Genomic DNA, 19,490 nt, shown 5'->3' with positions numbered 1-19,490 from the left:
AAGTCGTCGTCCACGATCCACGGCCGAGTACTCACACCATCCCGAACGGCCGAATCCTCACATCGGTCACGCCCAACCAGGACACTTCAACAAGATCGTCTTACGAGCTCTTAGCGTTGTTTCTTCGGCGAGAACTACTGGCCCCCTGAGGTGCCGTGGGGCGGGTTCAAGGGGTCGGGGTACGGGCGGGATCTGTCGCTGTACGCGCCGGAGGACTTCTCGCGGACGAAACACGTGCTGCACAACAGGGGGCGCTGACAACCCGGTTGGGGGTGACCGCTGTGCTGGTCACCCCCGTACGGGATCACGTGGTCCGTGGCGCCGGGGGTCTCGTGATCGCCGTCAGGGCCACCGCCGCCAGCGTCACCGCGCCGACCGTGACGAACGCCGTGCTGTAGCCGTCGCCCGCGAGGTGCGCGGTCGTGAGCGGGCCGATGACTCCGGCGAGGCTCCAGGAGACGAGCATCGGCCCGTAGACGGCGCCGATGTGGGCGACGCCGAAGAAGTCCCCGGCGGTCGCGGGCATCGTCCCGAAGCCGCCGCCGTTCGCGAGGCTGACCGCGCAGACGAGGGCGGCGAAGAGCGCGGGGTCGTGGGCCCAGGGCAGGGCGAGGAGCCCGAGGCCCTGGATGATCAGGAGCGCGGCGAACGTCCGCATGCGGCCCGCCCGTTCGGAGATCGCGCCGGCCAGCGGGCGGCCCACGCCGTTGAAGACCCCGGCCGCCGCGGTGAGCGCCGCCGCCGAGGAGGCGTCGTAGCCGGAGATGGCGTGCGCGGCGGGGGCGAGCACGCTGACGAGGCTGGTGCCCGCGAGGGAGCTGGCCAGCAGGATCGTCGCGAGGAGGTACCACTCGCGGCTGCGCAGCGCCTCACGCGCGGTGAAGGAGGGCCGTACGCTCCGGCCGACCACGACGGACGCGGAGGCGGGCGGGTTCACGAACAGCCAGGCCGCCGGCAGGGTCATCGCCGCGCAGAGGAGGCCCATCGGCAGGAACGCCTGGGTGGGCACGGTCTCGTAGCGGTGGACGAGGGCCGCGAGGACCGGCGCGCTGAGCACCGGTCCGAGGCCGAAGCCGCCGACGCTGATGCCGGTGATCAGGCCGCGCTTGTCGGGGAACCAGCGCTGGAGCAGGGCGGTCGGCACGATGTACCCGATGCCGAGTCCGACTCCGGAGACGACGCCGTAGCAGACGATCAGGATCCACAGGTCGGCCGCGTCCCGGGCGGCCGAGCAGGCGACGATCCCGGCCGAGTAGACGCCCGCGCCGATCATCGCCGTGACCCGTGAACCGTGCCGCTCCTGGAGCCGGCCGCCGCACCAGGTCCCGACGAACACCATCCCGACGGCGACGCTGAACGGCAGGGTGGCCCGCGTCGCGTCGAACGCGAACGTCGAGCCGGGCTCCCTCAGGGCCCGCGCGAACACGCTCCACGAATAGACGGACCCCAGGGCGAGTTGGAACACCACCGCCGCCACGGCGACCCAGATCCGGTGCCTCTTGCGGGTACGGCGCATCAGCACCGGCATCGACACGGACACCACCACACGCCGGGCGGCGTCCGGCCGTACGTACGCGTGTCCCTCAGGGGACTTGTCGACAACAGACTTCACAACCAACCACCTCGGTATAGCGGACGAACGTTTCGGCTCCGCAGTCGATCACCGGGGGTGGGGCATGTTCCGTACGGCACACGGGGAGTTCACTCAACGGGGTACGCGGTCCGGGCATCCGGCAGGAGGCGTCGTAACCGGTGGGCGGGAGTGTCGTTGGGACTGCGACCTCACCGCGCCGGGAGGCCCAACCGCCGGGTCGGCCGGGCGAGTTCATCACTCACGGAAGCCCCAACCGGCGTCGGGCCCGGTCCGCCACCTCCTCGAGGTCGAAGGCCGCTGGGCGGGGGGTTCGGGGAGGGCGCGGGTGCGGGTCGTGGCCGACCCGGTCGCCCCCCTCCGCTCATCGCTCGAATCGACCGAAACCCGGCGGCGAGATCGTTCCCGGCCCTATCATCGGGCTTGCCCTCGGGGGAACAAGGATGGTGAGCGGGATGGGCCGGCGGCGCGCTCTGGTGGTCGGGATCGCGGAGTTCGCCGCCGATTCGCGGACCGCGCCCGACGCGGAGGAGGCGATCGGCTCCGCGGCCTGGCCGCCGCTGCCCGAGGCCGGTGACTGGGCGGACCGCGCCGCCGCGGTGCTCGACGAACTCGGCTACCAGGTGACCCTGCTGGCCGGGGAGAAGGCGCCGACGGCGGCCGACCTGGGCGCGGCCGTGACCCGCACCCTCCAGGAGGCGGGCCCGGACGATGTCGTGATCGTCCACGTGATCACCCACGGCGACCAGCCCGCCGACCTGGACACCGTGTACGCGATCGGCGCCGACGGGCGGCGCGACGAGGCGTGCAACGTCGACACGTGGGTGCGGACCGTGGTCGCCGGCGGCGACGCCCGGCCACGGACCCTGTTCCTGCTCGACTTCTGCCGCTCCGGCGTCGCCGCCGTGCCCCGTTGGCACCGCCGCCCGTTCCAGGCGTCCAACCGGGCCTGGGTCCTCGCCGCGTCGGCCCCCGACTCCGACGCGTTCGACTGCGCCTTCAGCCGCGCCGTCGTCCAGACCCTCCGGGAGGTCGCGGCGGGAGACTTCTGCACGCATCCGTCCCGGCTCACCGTCCCGTACCTGGCGGTGTCCGCGCGCATCCGGGACGTCGTCGCGGACGGCGACGGCGACGACGTCCTGCTGCCGATCCAGGAGCCGACCGGGACTCCGATCGACACGATGACGGCGGCCCGGCTCGATCTGCCGTTCTTCCCGAACCCCGACCACCGGCGCGTCGCCTTCGACGACGCCCTCGCCGCCATGGACGACCGGCTCGCCGAGTTCGCGCGCGAGGTCGACCACCTCGTCGACCCCCGCCATTTCCGTGACCGCGCGGCTGCCCGCTGGGAGGCCGGCCGCCGGCCGGGGCTGTTCCAGGGCCGTGAGCGCGAACTGCGGGCGCTCTCGGCATCGATCGACGGAGCGGGCGCGGCGGCGCCGTGGATCGTCACCGGCAGCCCCGGGGTGGGGAAATCGGCCCTGCTCGGGGTGCTGGTGTGCGCGGCCCACCCCACGCTGCGGCACGCGACCGAGGAGGTGTGGGGCCACCTGCCCGCGCCGGCCGCCACGCCGCACCTCGCCGCCGTACACGCCCGCCAGCAGGCCGTCGACGCCATCACGGCGTCCCTGCTCACGCAGCTCGCGCCGGAGCCGGCGGCCGAGCCCGAGGCGCCGGCGTCGGTCGGGGCGCTGCTGGAAGCGGTCACCGGCCGGCCCGTCGCCCCGGTGATCGTGATCGACTCGCTGGACGAGGCCATCGACTCCGAGGAGCTGAGCGCACGCCTGGTGGTGCCACTCGCCCGCGCGCGCAGGGCGGACGGCTCCGCGGCGTGCCGGCTGATCGTCGGCATGCGCCCCTGGGAGGAGTTCGAGCCGCTGCGGCGGGCCGTCGCCCTCGCGGGCGGCACAGTCCTGGACCTCGACCAGGTCCCGGCCGCCGAACTGGCCGAGAACCTGCGCGTGTACGTCCAGCGCGTCCTGCGGGCCGGCCGCTGGTACGGCTCGGTGGACGGCCACGGGTTCGTGACCGCCATCGCGGACGGCGTCGCCGCCACGCTGACCCGTACCGGCGATGCCCAGCCGCGGTGGGGCGGGTTCCTGATCGCCCGGCTGTTCGCCGAGTACGTCGCCCACACGCTGCCCCCGGTCACCGACCAGGACCAGGCCGAGCGGCTGCTCGCCCAGATCCCGGCCTCGCTGCCCGAGGTCCTCGAGATGTCGCTGCGCCGGCCCGAGGCCGGCCCCTGGATGCGTCCGGTGCTGGCCGCGCTGGCGCACGCGCGCGGCGTGGGCATGCCACCGAAGATCATCCAGGCGGTCGCGCCCCTGTACGCGCCGCAGGACCTGGGACCGCCCTCGACCCGGGACGTGCGCCGCGCCCTGGCGGACGGGCGTTTCTACCTCCGCCAGTCGGCCGACGTCAGCGGGACCAGCGTGTTCCGCCTCTACCACGAGAGCCTCGTCGAGTACCTGCGCGCGCACCCCCGGGCCGTACCCGCCGACGCGGCACCGGAGCCGGCGGCATGAGCGCCACGGACCACAGGGCACTCGCCGGCATCCTGCTGGCCCAGGTGGGCCGCCACCCCGACGGGTCACGCCGCTGGGCGGAGGCCGACCCGTATCTGCTGCGCCACGCCGTGCAGCACGCGGCCGAGGGCGGACGCCTCGACGAGCTGCTCTGCGACCCCGAGTTCCTGGTCTACGCCGACCCCGCCACCCTGATCCCGGCGCTGCCGGGCGCGTCCGGCCCGGACGCGGTCCTCGCCGCGACCGTCTACCGCAGCGCGCTGGAGGACCTCCCCTACGCGCCGCCCGAGCGGCGCCGCCAGTACCTCGCCGTCACCAGCTCCCGCGTCGGCGCCCAGGAGCTGACCCGGCGCCTCAGCCGGCCCTTCGGATCGCCGGCCCTCGCGCTGGAGCCGCTGTTCTCCACGGGCTCCCAGATCAAGCCCGCCGTACGCGCCGTGTTCGACGGCGACTTCCGGGTGCACGCGGTGGCGGTGGCCCGTACCGGTGGCCGGCAGGTCGCGGTCACCACCGGCACCGACCAGGAGGGCTACGACACGATCGTCCGGTTCCGCGATCTGCTCACGGGCGAGCCCTCGCTGCCGCCGATCACGCTCACGGGTGACCGCGAGCATCCGGGACGGGTGTCGCGGTACCGGGATGTGATCGCGGTGTCCGAGGTCGACGGCGCCGCCGTCGTGGTCCTCCGCTCGGAGGACGGGCTGGTCGTACGGTCGGTCGCCACCGGGGAGATCGTCCGTGAGCACCCCACGGGCGAGGGACACTGCCTGGCCACCGGGGTGCTGGCGGGGCGTGCGGTCGCCGCGGTCGACGAGGAGCCGGGGATCCTCGTACGCGACCTCGACACCGGGGCGCCCGTCGGGCCGGCGATCCAGGCGCCGGTGGAGCGTGTCTGCTCCCTGGAGATCGGCGAGATCGGCGATCACCCCGTCCTCGTCCACGCCACCGACAGCGGCCGGTACGGAGACGCGGACCCCGGCGGCACGTGCCGGGTCACCGACCTGTACAGCGGCGCCCAGATCGGCCCCGCCCACCGGTGCTCACCCCGGTCGGGCACGGTGATCGCCCGCCTCGGCCTGCACCGGGGCCGCCCTGTCGTCGTCCTGGGTCCCCGGCACGTGCACACCGACAAGAACGGCGAGCGCCATCACCCCAGCGTCGAGATCCGGGACGTCTTCACCGGCGAGGAACGGTTCCCCTCCTGGACGCAGTTCGAGGGGGTCGCGGCGCTGGCGGTGACGCTGATGGACGGCCACGCGGTGCTCGTGGCCGGCGACGGCGGCGGCGCCGTGACCGTACGGGACCTGAGCGGCGGCGGCCGACCGTACGAGCTGCTGCGCGTCGGGGTCGCCCAGGGCCGGGTGGGCGACCTCGGGATCGCCCGGGCGGACGGGCGCGTCCTGGTCCTCGCCGCGTGCGACGACGGCGCCCTTCGGGTGGCCGACCTGTCACCGTCGGACCCGAGCCCGGCCAATCCGTCTCCCGGCCACCGGATCGGCGTCGAGTCCATCGCCCTGACCCGGATCGGCGGGCATCCGGTGGTGCTCAGCGGCGGCCATATCGGCGACCTCTACCGCCGTGACGCCCGCACCGGGTCGGGGACGGCGTGGATGCGGCACGGGGACCGCCGGATCACCGACATCGCGGTGACCACGATCGACCGGCACCCGGTGGCGGTGACCGGAAGCCCCCGGCACGGCGTACGGCTGCACGACCTCGCGTCGGGACAGCCCCTCGCCGACTACCGGTCGCCCGGCGACGACAAGGAATGGGTGTACTCCGTCGACGTGCTCCGCCTGGACGGCCGGCCGGTCGTCGTGGGAGCGGGGCACCGCGGCCTCGTCTGGATGTGGGACCTGCTCGACGGCGAACGCCTGCTGCGCTGGAAGGTGCCCGACGGCGACGCCCACCGGGCGGTCTGGCGCGGTCTGCTGGTGGACGGCGCGCCCGTGCTCGCCGGCGTCCAGGCGGAGTACGGACCCACCACCGGCCACATCGCCCTGTACGACCTCGCGAGCCGTACCCGGCGCGACGTCGTCATCCAGGCGTTCGAGGGATACAACGCCACGCAGAGCCTCGCCGTACACGAGCACCGGGGCGTCCCGCTCGTCGCGTTCGCGGACTTCGAGGGCACCCTCGCGGTGTGGGACGCGAGGACCGGCAACCTCGTCAGCCGCGTCGTCAACGACGCCGACACGGAGCGCCCGCAGACCGCGCTCGCCTGCGGTGACGTCGGCGGCCGTGCCGTCTGCGTGGTCGGCACCCAGGCCGGCCACCTCGGCGTCCATGACCTCCTCACCGGCGAGCGGCTCGCCGACACGGTGCTTCCCGGCGGGTGGGTCCGCTGCGTCGACATCGACGACGGCCTGGTGGCCGTCGGGTACGGGCAGGAGGTCGCCGTCCTGGACCTGGGCGGTGCCCTCGGGGGAGGCGGCTCGTGACACGCGTCCTGGGGATCCACGGCGTCGGGAACCACGACCCGCGCCGCACCGCCGCGGAGGCCGCCGAGCGGCTCGCGGCCACCTGGCGCCGGCATCTCAGCGCCGGCGGCGCCGAGGTGCGGCCGGACGACGTGCGGGTCGCGTACTGGGCCCACCACCTGCACCGACGGCGCCGCCAAGGGCCCGGGACCGACCCCCTCGGCCTGTCCCCGGCCGAGCTGGAGGTGCTCGCCGCCCTGGTCGCCGGGGTCGACGCGACGGCCGTACGGCAGGGCCGGCTGACGCTGCCGCTCCGGCAGGCGATCACGCTGCTCGCCGCGCGCCGGGGCGTCAGGGTGCCGGTGATGTCCGCCTTCGTCGCGGTGTTCTGCCGCGAGGTGCACGCCTACCTGGGGCATCCCGACGCGCCCGGGCGGGCCTCCGTACGCGACTCGGTGGCCGAGGCCGTCGTCGAGCACCGGCCGCGAGTGGTGATCGCGCACTCGCTCGGCTCGGTGATCGCGTACGAGGCGCTGTGGTCGCGGCCCGGGCCCGACGTCGACCTGCTGGTGACCCTCGGCTCGCCGCTCGGCCTGCCGTCCGTCGTCTTCGAGCGGCTGTGCCCCGCGCCCCGAGGCGGCTTCGGGCAGCGGCCACCCCGGGTCCGGCGATGGGTCAACCTGGCCGATCCGGGCGACATCGTCGCGATCCCCCGGTGGCTGTCGACGAAGTTCGCCGGGGTGGACACCGACGCAGAGGCGTCGATCCACTCGGTCGACTTCCACCGCGTCGCCTCCTACCTCCGCCTCCCCGACGTCACCCGGGCGATCACCGAACTCGGGTGAGCGGTCGCGCCGCGACGGCTCCGGGTGCCGGGGTTGCCGCCGGTCAGCGGGTTCGGCGTCCAGGAAGGCGCCGAGGGCGGTGGGTCGGTTGTCCCGCGTCCCGGAACAAAGATTGGCCCATCGCCGTGGTGATGTCTAAACCGGTGTACAACCGTCGCTTCCGCTTCCCTCTGGAGGTACACCGTGTCGACCAGGCTCGACAACACAAGCCCGGACACCCTGCCACCAGCGGTGGCCAAGGCAGCCGACCTGCTGGCGGAAGCCGCCCGCACCGGGGTCGCTTGTCCGCCGGTGCGAACGCTGTTCGGTGAAGGCGGCGATCTGGAGACCGCGTACGCCGTGCAGCAGCTGAACGTCCGGCGCGGCCTGGCTGCCGGCCGCCGGATCGTGGGCCGCAAGATCGGCCTGACCTCGCCTGCCGTGCAGCGGCAACTCGGCGTCGACCAGCCCGACTTCGGCACGCTGTTCGCGGACATGGCCGTACCCGACGGCGGCGAGGTGGCCGCCGGGCGGCTGCTCCAGCCCAAGGTGGAGGCCGAGGTGGCGCTGGTGCTCGGCCGCGATCTGCCGGAGCGCGCGTGCACCGTGGTGGATGTGCTGCGGGCGGTCGACTTCGCGCTGCCCGCGCTGGAGATCGTCGACAGCCGGGTGCAGGGCTGGGACATCTTCCTGGTCGACACGGTCGCCGACAACGCCTCCAGCGGGCTGTACGTCCTGGGCGGCACGCCCGTACCGCTCACCGGCATCGATCTGCGCGCTGTGACGATGACCATGACCCGGAACAACGAGACCGTCTCGGAGGGCACCGGTGCGGACTGCCTCGGTGGCCCCCTCAACGCGGCGGTCTGGCTGGCCTCGGCACTCGCGGAGCGGGGCGATCCGCTGCGCGCGGGCGACCTGGTGCTGACCGGGGCCCTGGGCCCGATGGCCCCCGCCGCCCCTGGCGACGTTTTCGAGGCTCGCATCTCGAACCTGGGTTCCGTCCGGGTCGGCTTCGCCGAGGAAGAAGGTGAGCGATGAGCACCAAGGTCGCCGTCATCGGCTCGGGCAACATCGGCACCGACCTGATGATCAAGGTGCTGCGGCTGTCGGAGAGCCTCGACATCGCGGCGATGGCCGGCATCGACCCGGACTCCGACGGCCTGGCCCGCGCCCGCCGCCTGAAGGTGGCCACGACCCATGAAGGCGTCGAAGGACTCGTCCGGCTGGACGAGTTCGCGGACGTCGAGATCGTCTTCGACGCCACGTCGGCCGGCGCGCACCGGCACCACGAGGAGGTGCTGCGCCCGCTCGGCCGTACCCTCGTCGACCTGACCCCGGCCGCGATCGGCCCGTACGTGGTGCCGCCCGTCAACGGCGACGCCCATATCGACGCCCCGAACGTCAACATGGTCACCTGTGGCGGCCAGGCCACCATCCCGGTCGTCGCCGCGGTGGGCGCCGTCACCCCCGTGCACTACGGCGAGATCGTCGCCTCCATCTCCTCCCGCTCCGCCGGCCCCGGCACCCGGGCGAACATCGACGAGTTCACCGAGACCACCGCCGGTGCCATCGAGCGGGTCGGCGGCGCCCGGCGCGGCAAGGCGATCATCGTCCTCAACCCGGCGGAACCCCCGCTGATCATGCGGGACACCGTGCACTGCCTGGTCTCCGACTGCGCCACCGAGTCCGTCACGGCATCGGTCGAGGACATGGTCACGCGCGTGCAGGACTATGTGCCCGGCTACCGGCTCAAGCAGAAGGTGCAGTTCGCGAAGGTGGCGGCCGACGACCCGCTGCGCACCTTCGCCCCCGGCGCGGACGAGGTCCTCAAGGTCTCGGTGTTCCTGGAGGTCCAGGGCGCAGCCGACTACCTCCCGGCCTACGCAGGAAACCTCGACATCATGACCTCGGCCGCGCTGCGCACCGCGGAACGCATGGCCGCACACCGTGCCACGGAGGTGGCCTGAAGATGACCCGCCTGTACGTCCAGGACGTCACCCTGCGGGACGGCATGCACGCCGTCCGGCACCGCTACACCCTCGACCAGGCCGCCACGATCGCCGCCGCCCTGGACGCCGCCGGAGTGGCCGCGATCGAGATCGCCCACGGCGACGGCCTGGCCGGCTCCAGCGTCACCTACGGCGTCGGCGCCCACACGGACTGGGAGTGGATCGAGGCGGTGGTGGGCGCCGTGCGCCGGGCCGTCCCCACGACTCTTCTCCTGCCCGGCATCGGAACGGTCCACGACCTCAAGCAGGCGCACTCCCTGGGCATCCGCTCGGTGCGCGTCGCCACGCACTGCACCGAGGCCGACATCTCCGCCCAGCACATCGCCGCCGCCCGGGAGCTGGGCATGGACGTCGCCGGGTTCCTGATGATGTCCCACATGGCCGAGCCCGCCGAACTCGCCCGCCAGGCCAAGCTGATGGAGTCCTACGGCGCGCACTGCGTGTACGTCACCGACTCCGGCGGTCGCCTCACCATGGACGGCGTCCGCGACCGCGTCCGCGCCTACCGCGACGTCCTCGACCCGGCCACGGAACTCGGCATCCACGCCCACCACAACCTCGCCCTGGGCGTGGCCAACACCGTCGTCGCCGTCGAGCACGGTGTGGTCCGCGTCGACGCCTCCCTCGCCGGCCAGGGCGCCGGCGCGGGCAACTGCCCCCTGGAGGCCTTCGTCGCGGTCGCCGACCTGCTGGGCTGGGAACACGGCTGCGACCTGTTCCCGCTGATGGACGCCGCCGACGACCTCGTACGACCACTCCAGGACCGCGAGGTACGGGTGGACCGCGAGACGCTCACCCTCGGCTATGCCGGCGTGTACTCCAGCTTCCTGCGCCACGCCGAGACCGCCGCCGCCCGCTACGGCCTGGACACCCGCAGCATCCTCGTCGAGGCCGGCCGGCGGCGCATGATCGGCGGCCAGGAGGACATGATCAGCGACATCGCCCTGGATCTGTCCGCGCAGGCGGACACCGCGTCCTAGACCGGTGCGCCGTCGGCTGTATCTGTCCCCGCTGGTGTGCGGGCGTCGTCAGTGACGGGCTCGGGGTGTCAGAGGTGTTGCTCCGTCGCCCTGATGCGGTCGTACTCGTCCTGGCGTTCGTCGGTGATGTAGGCCGGGATCGGGAAGTCCCACCAGCCGGGGACCCAGGGGCCGGCGGCGTCGCGGTCCGTGGGGACCTCGATCACGGCGGGGGCGCCGGACCGGACCGCCTTGCGCAGCGTCGGTTCCAGGGACTCGGCGTCGCCGACCTTCCACGACTCGATGCCGAAGGCCCGGCCCATGGCCGCGAAGTCGGGGCTGTACGGCGAGCCGTCGGGGTGCGAGAACTCGGTGCCGATGTGCCGCGAGGTCTGCTTGCGCTGGCCGCCGCGGATCGACATGTAGCCCGCGTTGTTCTGGACCACGAAGATCACCGGCGCGCCGGCGGTGACGCTGAGGGCGATCTCCTGGGAGGTCATGAGGAAGTCGCCGTCGCCGAGGACGCACACGACCGGGCTGTCGGGCCGGGCGAGCTTGGCCCCGACGGCGGCCGGGATCGCCCAGCCCATGGAGGAGAAGCCGCCGGAGGTGAGGTGGGTGCGGGGGTGGTAGACCGGGAAGGTCTGCTTGACCGCACCCTGGGTGTTGCCCGAGCCGGCGACGATGATCGCGTCACGCGGGAGCACATTGCGCAGGGCGCCGAGCGGGCGCTGGGAGGTGAAGGGGAAGCGGTCGCTGTCGCGGCGGCCGGCGAGCTTCTCCTCCCAGTCCCGCTTGAGCCGGGCGAGTTCCGCGAGGTACTCGGAGCGGTCGACGCCCTGGGCGGGCAGGGAGTCGACGATGGCGGCGACGGCGCGCTGCGCGTCCGCGACGATGCCCACCTCGGCCGGGTAGTTCTTGCCGATCTCGTGCGGGTCGATGTCGATGTGGATGAGCTTCGCGGGCGGGATGGAGAAGCTGATGCCCTTGGCGTAGCTGGAGGCGGACCAGTCGGTGAAGCGGCAGCCGACCGAGATGACGACGTCGGCGGAGCTCGCGATCGCGTTGCCCGTCATGGTGCCGGTCTGGCCGACGCTGCCGGCGAACAGCTCGTGGTCCTCGGGGAAGGCGCTCTTGCCGTTCCACGTGGTGACGACCGGGATCTGCCACCGCTCGGCGAGTGCGAGGACCTGGTCGGACGCCTCGGAGGTGATCGCGCCGCCGCCGACGACGATGACCGGCCGGTTGGCCGCGCGCAGCACGTCGACCGCGCGGTCCACGGCCTCGGGGTCGGGGTGCTGACGGCCCACCGGGATACGCCGCTCCAGGTCGTGGAGCTCGACGTTCGCGGCCTCGGCCTGTACGTCCATGGGGACTTCGAGGTGTACCGGGCCGGGGCGGCCGGTCAGCATGGAGTTGAAACAGCGGTGCAGGACGAAGGGGAGTTCCTCGACCCGGGTGACGACCCAGTGCCGCTTGCTGACGGCCTCGGCCACCTTGGGGAAGTCGTTGGCCGTGTAGCGGTCGAGTTCCTGGAGCAGCCCGTGGCCGCGCATGTGGGTCGGCGGGCCGCCGGTGACGACGAGCACGCTGGTCGAGTCGGTGAACGCGGTGCCCATGCCGATGACGGTGTTGCTCGCGCCGGCGCCGATGGAGGTCACAGCGGCCTGCGGGCGGCCCGTGACGCGGTAGTAGCCGTCGGCGAGGTGGACGGCGCTCTGCTCGTGGAAGGTCTGGACGAAGGGGATCCTGGACTCGTCGTCGAGGAAGGCGTCGGTCAGTGACCAGATGCCGTGGCCGGGGATGCCGGCGACGACGTCGACCCCGTAGTTGCGCAGGGTCCGCGCGACGATCTGGCCTCCGGTGAGGACGGGCATGGCGGGTTTCCTTTCGGTGGTGGCTCAGTCGGAGGTGCGGGCGGCCCAGGCGAAGCCCTGGGTGCACAGGCGGGTGACGTCCGGGTTCTGGAGGTCGTCGAGGTCGTGGCCGACCGCGCTGTAGAAGACGCGGCCCTCGCCCCAGGCGCGGGTCCATGCCTGGGGGATCGTCTTTCCCTCCAGCCAGGGCAGGTGCTCGCCGGTGAAGGCGGTCTCGGCGAGGACGTGGTTGTTGGGGTCGACCGACATGTAGTACTGCTCGGAGGCGACCCGGAAGTCCTTCACCCCGGCGGTGATCGTGTGGTCGGTGTCCGTGATCGTGACCTCGTAGGGGTACTTCACGCCTTCGCCGGCGGGGTGTTCGAGGAAGCTGCCGCCGAGCAGCCAGTGGTACTTGAGGCTGGTGCGGAACGCGGCGGCGGCGCCGTGCCAGGCGGCGATCCCGGTGCCGTTCTCCACCGCGCCCAGCAGGTTCGCCTCCTGGGCGGCGGTCAGGCCCTCGGACAGCAGGGCGTTGTTCCAGTTGAGCGCGATGAGGCCGTAGCCGGTGAGGTCGGCGTCGAGGGAGAAGATGTCGTTGGTCTCCTCGACGTCGAACCCGAGGTTCCTGAAGATCGGGAGGGCCCATTCCTCGGCCACCTGGTAGGGCTTGTGGCCGGGCCAGCCGCCGTACAGATACAGAACGCGGGTCATGCGGTGCTCCCTGAGGTCGTACGGGCAAGGGCTTCGGCGCGGCTGCGCAGACGCTCGGCCACCTCGATGGCGTCGCCTTCCGGCGCGGTGGACTTGCGCTCCGGCTTGGCGGTCGACAGGTACACCAGACCGACGGCCGAGACGACGAGGAACCCGATGAGTGCGATCCACCGGTCCACGAAGGGGGTTGCGGAGTCGCCGGTGGGCCAGGCGAGAAGGACCATCCCGAGCACGCCGTAGAGCAGGGCGGCCACGTTGACCACGAAGCCCCAGCGGCCCAGCGTCCAGGCTCCGGCGGGCCGCCAGCCCTTCAGGCGCATCCGCAGCGCGGCCAGGACGACCATCATGAACGCCGCGTATCCGGCCAGCATCTGGAACGCCGCGATCTTGGTGAGGGAGTCGGGCGAGTAGTAGACGAACACGAAGAGCAGCAGCGGCAGGACGTTCACGGCCAGCAGCGCGTTCATGGGGACGCGGTGCCTGCGGGTGATCCGCGAGAAGACGCGGGCACCCGGGAACATGTCGTCGCGGGCGAAGGAGAAGACGATCCGGCTGGCGGCGGCCTGCTGGCTCATCACACCCGCGATGAAGGACGTCATGATCACCATGAGTACCGCCTTCGTGCCGACGGTGCCGACCGAGCTTTGCAGGATCGAGGGGATCGGGTTGGTGTCCTTGCCGGACAGGATCGAGGCGAGGTCCGGAGCCGCGAGTGCGTACCCCACGAAGGCGAACAGCGCGGCCACCCCGCCGACGGCGACGGTCAGCTGCATGGCTCGCGGGATGCTGCGGGAGGGGTTGGGAACCTCTTCCGCGATTTCGCCGCATGCCTCGAAGCCGTAGAAGAGGAACAGCCCGACCAGGGATGCGGCGATGAAGGCCATGATGTAGCTGTCGTGGCTGGAGCTGCTGGTCTCGAAGAAGATCGAGACGGAGTTGCGCCGCTCGAAGACCAGCAGGTAGAGGCCCACGAGGACGATGCCGATCAGTTCCGCGGCGAGTCCGATCTTCGAGATCAGCGCCAGTGTCCTGGTGCCGAAGCAGTTGCAGATCAGGCAGACGACGCTCACCGCGATCGCGATCCACAGGCGCTGGGCGGGAGTGGAGCTGACGGCGGGCTCGCCGGCGGTTCCGGCGAACAGGCTGGCCGCGAAGTCCGAACTGAAGAGCGCGGTGCTGGTGATGCCGATGGTGATGCAACAGATGTACGTCCAGGCGTTGAACCAGGCATAGCGCCCGTTCCACAGCCGTCTGACCCACTGGTACAGGCCGCCCGCGAGGGGGAATTGCGAGACGACCTCGCCGAAGACCAGCGCGACCAGGAACTGCCCCGCGCCGACGATGCCGATCCAGAAGACGGACGGCCCGCCGGCGGTCGCCAGACCGACCGAGAAGAGGGCCACGACACCCACGAGGGGCGAGAGGTACACGAAGCCCAGGGCGAAGTTCCCCCACAGGCTGACCTTGCGGTCGAACTTCTGCTCGTAGCCGAGTACGGCGAGCATTTCCGCGTCCGCGGCCGAGGAGACAGGGCTCTGGGCCCCGCCTGATCGGCCTACGGGGGTGGATGTGGGCGCCGCGTGCGCCTCATTGTCCGTAGCTGACATGACGATCTCCGTGAGTCGAGGGGGACGTACTCCTTGTCGAACGGCTGCCGGGCTGCTTCAGCGATCCGGCATAAGTCGCGATCCGTCATCGCGGATCAGCTCTGCTCGAAGGTGTGGTCGGTCCAGTCCAGCCGGGCCGATCCGTACCGCGCGGCGCGGACGTCACCGGAGCGCGCGTGTCCCTCGAAGTTCTCGATGCGTGAGGCCCTGCCGCAGATCTCGCCGAGCCGGGCGCTGGAGGCGGGGTCCCGGACCTCCTGGTAGGTCACGGTCTTGAGGTACTTGCCGACCCAGAGGCCGCCGGTGTAGCGGGCCGCGCCCAGGGTGGGCAGCACGTGGTTGGCGCCGATGACCTTGTCGCCGTACGCGACGCAGGTCTTGTCCCCGAGGAACAGGGCGCCGTAGTTGCGCATCCGGTGCAGCGCCTCGCGGGGCTCGGCGGTGAGGATCTGGACGTGCTCGCTGGCGTATTCGTCGGCGAGCGCGTAGGCGGCGTCCAGGGTGGGGACGACGATCACCTCGCCGTGGTCGCGCCAGGCGGGGCCGGCGACCCCGCCGGTGGGCAGGTCGGGCAGGAGCTTGTCCACCCAGGCGATGGTCCGCCGGCCCACCTCCTCGGAGGTCGTGACGAGGACGGCCGGGGAGTCGGGGCCGTGCTCGGCCTGGGACAGCAGGTCCGTCGCCACCACGAAGGGGTCCGCGGTGTCATCGGCGACGATCAGCACCTCGGTCGGTCCGGCGAAGAGGTCGATGCCGACCTCGCCGAACAGCTGGCGCTTGGCTTCCGCGACGTAGGCGTTGCCGGGGCCCGCGAGCATGTCGACGGCGTCGATGGTCTCGGTGCCCAGCGCCAGGGCGGCCACGGCCTGGACGCCGCCCATGACGTAGATCTCGTCGGCTCCGGCCAGGTGCATCGCGGCGATGCTGACGGGCGGCGGGGCGCCCCGGTCCGGCGGGGTCGTCGCGGCGACCCGTTCGACACCGGCGACCTTGGCCGTCAGGACGGTCATGTGGGCCGACGCGGTGAGGGGGTAACGGCCGCCGGGCACATAGGCGCCGGCCGCCCCGATGGGGATGTTGCGCTGCCCCAGGAACACTCCGGGCAGGGTCTCCACCTCGAAGGCGGTGAGGGAGTCCCGCTGCGCCTGGGCGAAGCCCCGGACCTGCTTCTGGACGAACCGCAGGTCGTCGAGGACCGTCTCGGGAACCGAGGAGACGACGGCGGCGATCCGGTCGGGGCCGAGCCGGTAGGACTCCGGGCTCCAGTCGTCGAACTTCTGCGACCAGCGGCGCACGGCGGCGTCGCCGTTCGCCCGTACGTCGGCGATCACGTCCGCGACGGTCTCGACGATGTCCGGACGGCTGGTCCGCGACGTCTTCACGGCGACAGGAGCCTTGATGGCCTGGTGGTGGGCTGACACTCTGCACTCCTTGCACGGGTCGTGCCTGCGGGCTTGCCCTGAAGTCTGGGGAAACGGGGGGTGTGAGGACAGGCACAGTGTGTGCAATATTGAGCGCGTTTCCTGCACACATCGAGGTAATGGCTCATGGCTGAAGTCCTGACTGTCCGCGCCGCGCTGGAGCTCGAGGTGTTCTCGCGCACGACCGTGCGGGTGTACGCCGGGGAGAGGAATCTCGACCGTCCCGTGCGCTGGGTGCACACCGGCGAGATCCCGGACATCCACCGCTTCCTCACCGGTCAGGAGATGCTGCTGACGGCGGGCCTCGGCATGGGGGCGACGCCGTTCGAGCAGCGTGCCTTCATCCGGCGGCTCGCGGACGCCCACGCGGCCGTGCTCGTCGTCGAGCTGGCCGGGCGCATGTTCGACGCCATGCCTGAGGCGGTGGTCGAGGAGGCGGAGGCGGTCGGTCTGCCCCTGGTGGGACTCGCCGACGAGATCCCCTTCGTCGAGACCTCCGCGCAGGTCCACGAGGTGCTGGTCGGGATGCGCGTCAAGCAGCTGATCGCCGAGGAGGCCACCAGTCAGGCGTTCATGGATCTGCTCCTGGCCGACGAGGACTACGTCGGCGTGGTCAGGGAGCTGGCCCGGCGCACCGGGCACCCCGTGGTGCTGGAGGACGTCGCCCACCAGATGCTGGCGTACGGCGGCGCGACGCCGGAGGCCGACCGGGTCGTGGACGAGTGGGGCGCGCACTCCCGGGCGATCCACGAACGCCACACCTCGCTCGCGACGCAGGACCCCGGGGTGCCGACCGCTCCGGCGGCCTCGTTCCGCGAGGTCGCGCCCTGCGCCCGGCAGCCCGTGGTGCTCCGGGGCGAGTCATGGGGCTGGCTGCACCTCCTGCACGGCGGACAGCGGCCCGGCCCGCCCGAACTGCGCACGCTGGAGCGGGCCGCCGCGGCCGTCGCGATCTCGCTGCTGAGCGAGCGGGAGAGCGGCGCCCGCGCCTCCCAGCGCCAGACGGCGCTGCTCAACCGGCTGCTGCTCGGGGACATCACCGGAGAGCGGTTCGTGATCCTCGGCCTGGCGCTCGGTCAGGACCTGCGCGGCCGGGACCTGATCGTCGTCACGGCATGGGCGGGGGACGAGGAGCCCGCCAAGGACCACCTCCTGGCCCGCCTTCTGGAGGACGCCGGCTGGCCCGCCGTCGTGGGCGACACCGGGGACTTCGACGTGGCGGTGGTGGGCCTGCCCGCACGCTCGGACGCCGGTCAGGTGCGGACGCTGCTGGCCGAGCACGGGGTACGGGCCGGCGTCAGCCGGATCGTGGAGCCGGCCGCCCTTCCGCTGGCCCTGCGCCAGAGCCGCAGCGCGGCCTCCGTCGCCGCCGCGGCCTCGACCGCGGAGGTGCGTCATTTCGACGACCTGGGGGCACTGCGTCTGCTCGTCGCCCTGTCGGAGGGGCCCGAGCTGAGGCGGTACGTCGAGGACGAGCTCGGTCCGCTCCTGGAACACGACGCGCTGGCGAAGAACCCCCTGCTGCCGACCCTGCGCACGTTCCTGGACCGCGGCGGCAACAAGGCGCGGGCGGCCGAGGGGCTCTTCGTCCAGCGGCGCACCCTCTACCACCGGCTCGACAAGCTCTCCGAGATCCTCGGCCTCGATCTCACCGAGGTCAGCAACCAGCAGCGGCTGCAACTGGCCGTGCGCGGACACGACCTGCTGCGCAAGCCGACGCTGCGGCGGGCGTGACCGCTACGGCGTTCTCGTCGCCTTCGCCAGGGCCGGCGCGATCCGCAAGGCGTTCGCCCCGATCGTCAGGGCCGGGTTGAGTGCCGCGGAGGACGGGAAGAACGACGAGTCGGTGACCCAGAGGTTCTCGACGTCATGGCTGCGGCACAGCGGGTCGAGCACGCTGCGCGCCGGGTCGTGACCGGCCACGGCGGTTCCGCACATGTGGGAGTTGGTCTCGATGCCCATGCGCTGGGTGAAGATCAGCGGATAGCCGGCCTTGCGGACCGCACGGGTCACCCGGCGCACGAGTTCGTGGTGGGGCGCGAGGTTGGTCGGCGTCCAGTCGATGAGGATGCGGTCGCCGTCCACCCGGACCCGGTTGTCCCGGGACGGGAGGTCCTCGGTCGTCAGGTAGATGTCGAGGCTCCTGGCGGCCATGAGCTTCAGGGCCCAGTTCGGTGCCCACGGGCGCGCGGGCTTGAGCATGGGTGCCTGGAGCTTGCCCAGCATCTGGAGATTCCCGAGCGGGTAGCGCGTCCCCGGTCCGGCCTCGTAGAAGTCGTTCAGGCCGAGCGTCTTCTGCCACTGGGTGGGGTTGGTCCGCAGCGGGTTCACCCCGACGAAGAACGTGCTGTTGTGGACCATGTAGTTGCGGCCCAGCAGCCCCGAGGAGTTGGCGAGCCCCTCGGGGTGCGCGGCGCCGCCCGAACGCAGCAGCAGCGCGGCCGAGTTGACGGCACCTCCGGCGAGGGCGAAGGACTTGGCGTTGACGCGGATGATCCGGCCCGCGTGCCGTGCCTCGGCGGCGACGACCTTCCGGCCGTCGGGCGAGGTGATCAGGCGGGTGATCTCCGCACCCGTGAGGATCCTCACGCCGTCGCTCAGCGCGGGCAGCAGGAGCCGGTTCTCGGCGTCGGACTTCATGCCGGTGTCGTCCGGACAGCCGTCGGCGGTCGTCACGGCGGCGCGGTCGGCCTGGGTGCTGATGTTCAGGGCGTTCGGGGTGTGGAACGGGTGCAGGCCCTGCCGGCGCAGCGACCGGGAGAACCGCTCGATCTCCGGTTCGTGCTGGAGCGCCGGGTACGGGTAGGGCTTGGAGCGGGGCGGCTCGGTCGGGTCCTCACCGGTCTGCCCGTGCACCTGGAGCAGTTCCTCCATGGCGGTGTAGAAGGGCTCCAGGTCGTCGTAACCGAAAGGCCAGGCGCGCGAGACACCCTCGTGGTGTTCCACCTCGGTGAAGTCGCTGCGCCGGAATCGGGGCAGCATCGCCCCGTAGAAACGGGTGTTTCCGCCCACCCAGTAATACACGCCCGGCGCGAAGGGCTTGCCGTTGCCGCCGTCGTACCAATAGCCGGCGTTTTTGTACCGGCCCTTGATGTACATCTCTGCGGGCTGCGAGTTCTCGGGTTCGCGAGGAAGGAAATGGCCCCGCTCGGCCACGAGCACATCGAGACCGGAGTCCTTCAGCGCCCAGGCCAGCGCGGACCCGCCCATGCCGGAGCCGATGACCAGGACGTCGGTGCTGATCTCCTCGGCGGTGCCGACTGATACGAGGGCCCCGGGCCGAAGTTCCGGGGGCGTGTAATCCTTGCGGACCGGGTCGGACATGGGTCGGGGTCTCCTCTTCGCCGCGGTATTCCGAAGAGAGCCTAAGCAGCGGCACGGACACGGCACATGCACGGAATGGGTAACGACCGCCGTCCTGATTGCTCACTTCGTGCATGGGCCGAGCGTGCCGGGTCTCCCTAAGACTTGTCCCGTAAATGATCTCTGACATGGTCGGTGACCTGCTCGTTTCTTCGTCATCCGGCCAGTGTGAGGTTGTGCAGTCGGGCGATGCCG

13 protein-coding genes are annotated in these 19,490 nt (G+C 71.9%); 7 read left to right on the top strand and 6 right to left on the bottom strand.

Translation table 11 applies throughout. The features are described from left to right. Positions 1-304: 304 nt before the first annotated feature. Positions 305-1,612 carry an OFA family MFS transporter gene (locus PV682_RS42715; protein ID WP_319738137.1) on the bottom strand — a complete coding sequence of 436 codons (1,308 nt, stop codon included), beginning with the start codon at positions 1,610-1,612 and terminating at the stop codon, positions 305-307. 422 nt (positions 1,613-2,034) lie between these two features. Here PV682_RS42715 and PV682_RS42710 point away from each other — a divergent pair, with 422 nt between their 5' ends. From PV682_RS42710 to dmpG, 6 genes are all read left to right on the top strand, one after another. Further along, complete coding sequence (locus PV682_RS42710) at positions 2,035-4,119, top strand: AAA family ATPase (protein WP_319738135.1); 2,085 nt, start codon at positions 2,035-2,037, stop codon at positions 4,117-4,119. Further along, positions 4,116-6,560 (top strand): hypothetical protein, encoded by a 2,445-nt coding sequence (locus PV682_RS42705; protein WP_319738133.1) that lies wholly within the window; start codon positions 4,116-4,118, stop codon positions 6,558-6,560. Before PV682_RS42710 ends, PV682_RS42705 begins: the two co-directional genes overlap by 4 nt. After that, positions 6,557-7,384, top strand: a complete 828-nt coding sequence (locus tag PV682_RS42700; RefSeq protein ID WP_319738131.1) for a hypothetical protein — start codon at positions 6,557-6,559, stop codon at positions 7,382-7,384. Before PV682_RS42705 ends, PV682_RS42700 begins: the two co-directional genes overlap by 4 nt. Before the next feature lie 183 nt (positions 7,385-7,567). Continuing rightward, a complete protein-coding gene (gene mhpD, locus PV682_RS42695) occupies positions 7,568-8,404 on the top strand; it encodes a 2-keto-4-pentenoate hydratase (RefSeq protein WP_319738130.1) in 837 nt (278 codons plus the stop codon). Further along, complete coding sequence (locus PV682_RS42690) at positions 8,401-9,333, top strand: acetaldehyde dehydrogenase (acetylating) (protein WP_319738129.1); 933 nt, start codon at positions 8,401-8,403, stop codon at positions 9,331-9,333. The genes mhpD and PV682_RS42690 overlap by 4 nt, the downstream gene beginning before the upstream one ends. 2 nt (positions 9,334-9,335) lie before the next feature. Continuing rightward, positions 9,336-10,355 (top strand): 4-hydroxy-2-oxovalerate aldolase, encoded by a 1,020-nt coding sequence (dmpG, locus tag PV682_RS42685; RefSeq protein WP_319738128.1) that lies wholly within the window; start codon positions 9,336-9,338, stop codon positions 10,353-10,355. Between the two features lie 68 nt (positions 10,356-10,423). On the opposite strand, the gene PV682_RS42680 is transcribed toward dmpG, so the two are convergent. From PV682_RS42680 to hisD, 4 genes are all read right to left on the bottom strand, one after another. Next, positions 10,424-12,211 carry a thiamine pyrophosphate-binding protein gene (locus PV682_RS42680; protein ID WP_319738125.1) on the bottom strand — a complete coding sequence of 596 codons (1,788 nt, stop codon included), beginning with the start codon at positions 12,209-12,211 and terminating at the stop codon, positions 10,424-10,426. 24 nt (positions 12,212-12,235) lie between these two features. Continuing rightward, entirely contained in the window at positions 12,236-12,904 is a 669-nt protein-coding gene (locus PV682_RS42675) for a ThuA domain-containing protein (RefSeq protein WP_319738123.1), read from the bottom strand. Then, a complete protein-coding gene (locus PV682_RS42670; protein ID WP_319738121.1) occupies positions 12,901-14,409 on the bottom strand; it encodes an APC family permease in 1,509 nt (502 codons plus the stop codon). The genes PV682_RS42675 and PV682_RS42670 overlap by 4 nt, the downstream gene beginning before the upstream one ends. Before the next feature lie 197 nt (positions 14,410-14,606). Next, entirely contained in the window at positions 14,607-15,932 is a 1,326-nt protein-coding gene (gene hisD, locus PV682_RS42665) for a histidinol dehydrogenase (protein WP_319738118.1), read from the bottom strand. 126 nt (positions 15,933-16,058) lie between these two features. Here hisD and PV682_RS42660 point away from each other — a divergent pair, with 126 nt between their 5' ends. Then, positions 16,059-17,666 (top strand): PucR family transcriptional regulator, encoded by a 1,608-nt coding sequence (locus PV682_RS42660; RefSeq protein ID WP_319738115.1) that lies wholly within the window; start codon positions 16,059-16,061, stop codon positions 17,664-17,666. Positions 17,667-17,669: 3 nt separating this feature from the next. On the opposite strand, the gene PV682_RS42655 is transcribed toward PV682_RS42660, so the two are convergent. Continuing rightward, on the bottom strand, positions 17,670-19,256 hold the full coding sequence (locus PV682_RS42655) for a GMC family oxidoreductase (RefSeq protein ID WP_319738112.1): 1,587 nt from the start codon (positions 19,254-19,256) through the stop codon (positions 17,670-17,672). Between the last annotated feature and the right edge of the window lie 234 nt (positions 19,257-19,490).

The organism is Streptomyces niveiscabiei (assembly GCF_033794345.1).
Classification (GTDB): domain Bacteria; phylum Actinomycetota; class Actinomycetes; order Streptomycetales; family Streptomycetaceae; genus Streptomyces; species Streptomyces niveiscabiei.
This window is presented reverse-complemented; position numbering and strand designations above follow the sequence as displayed.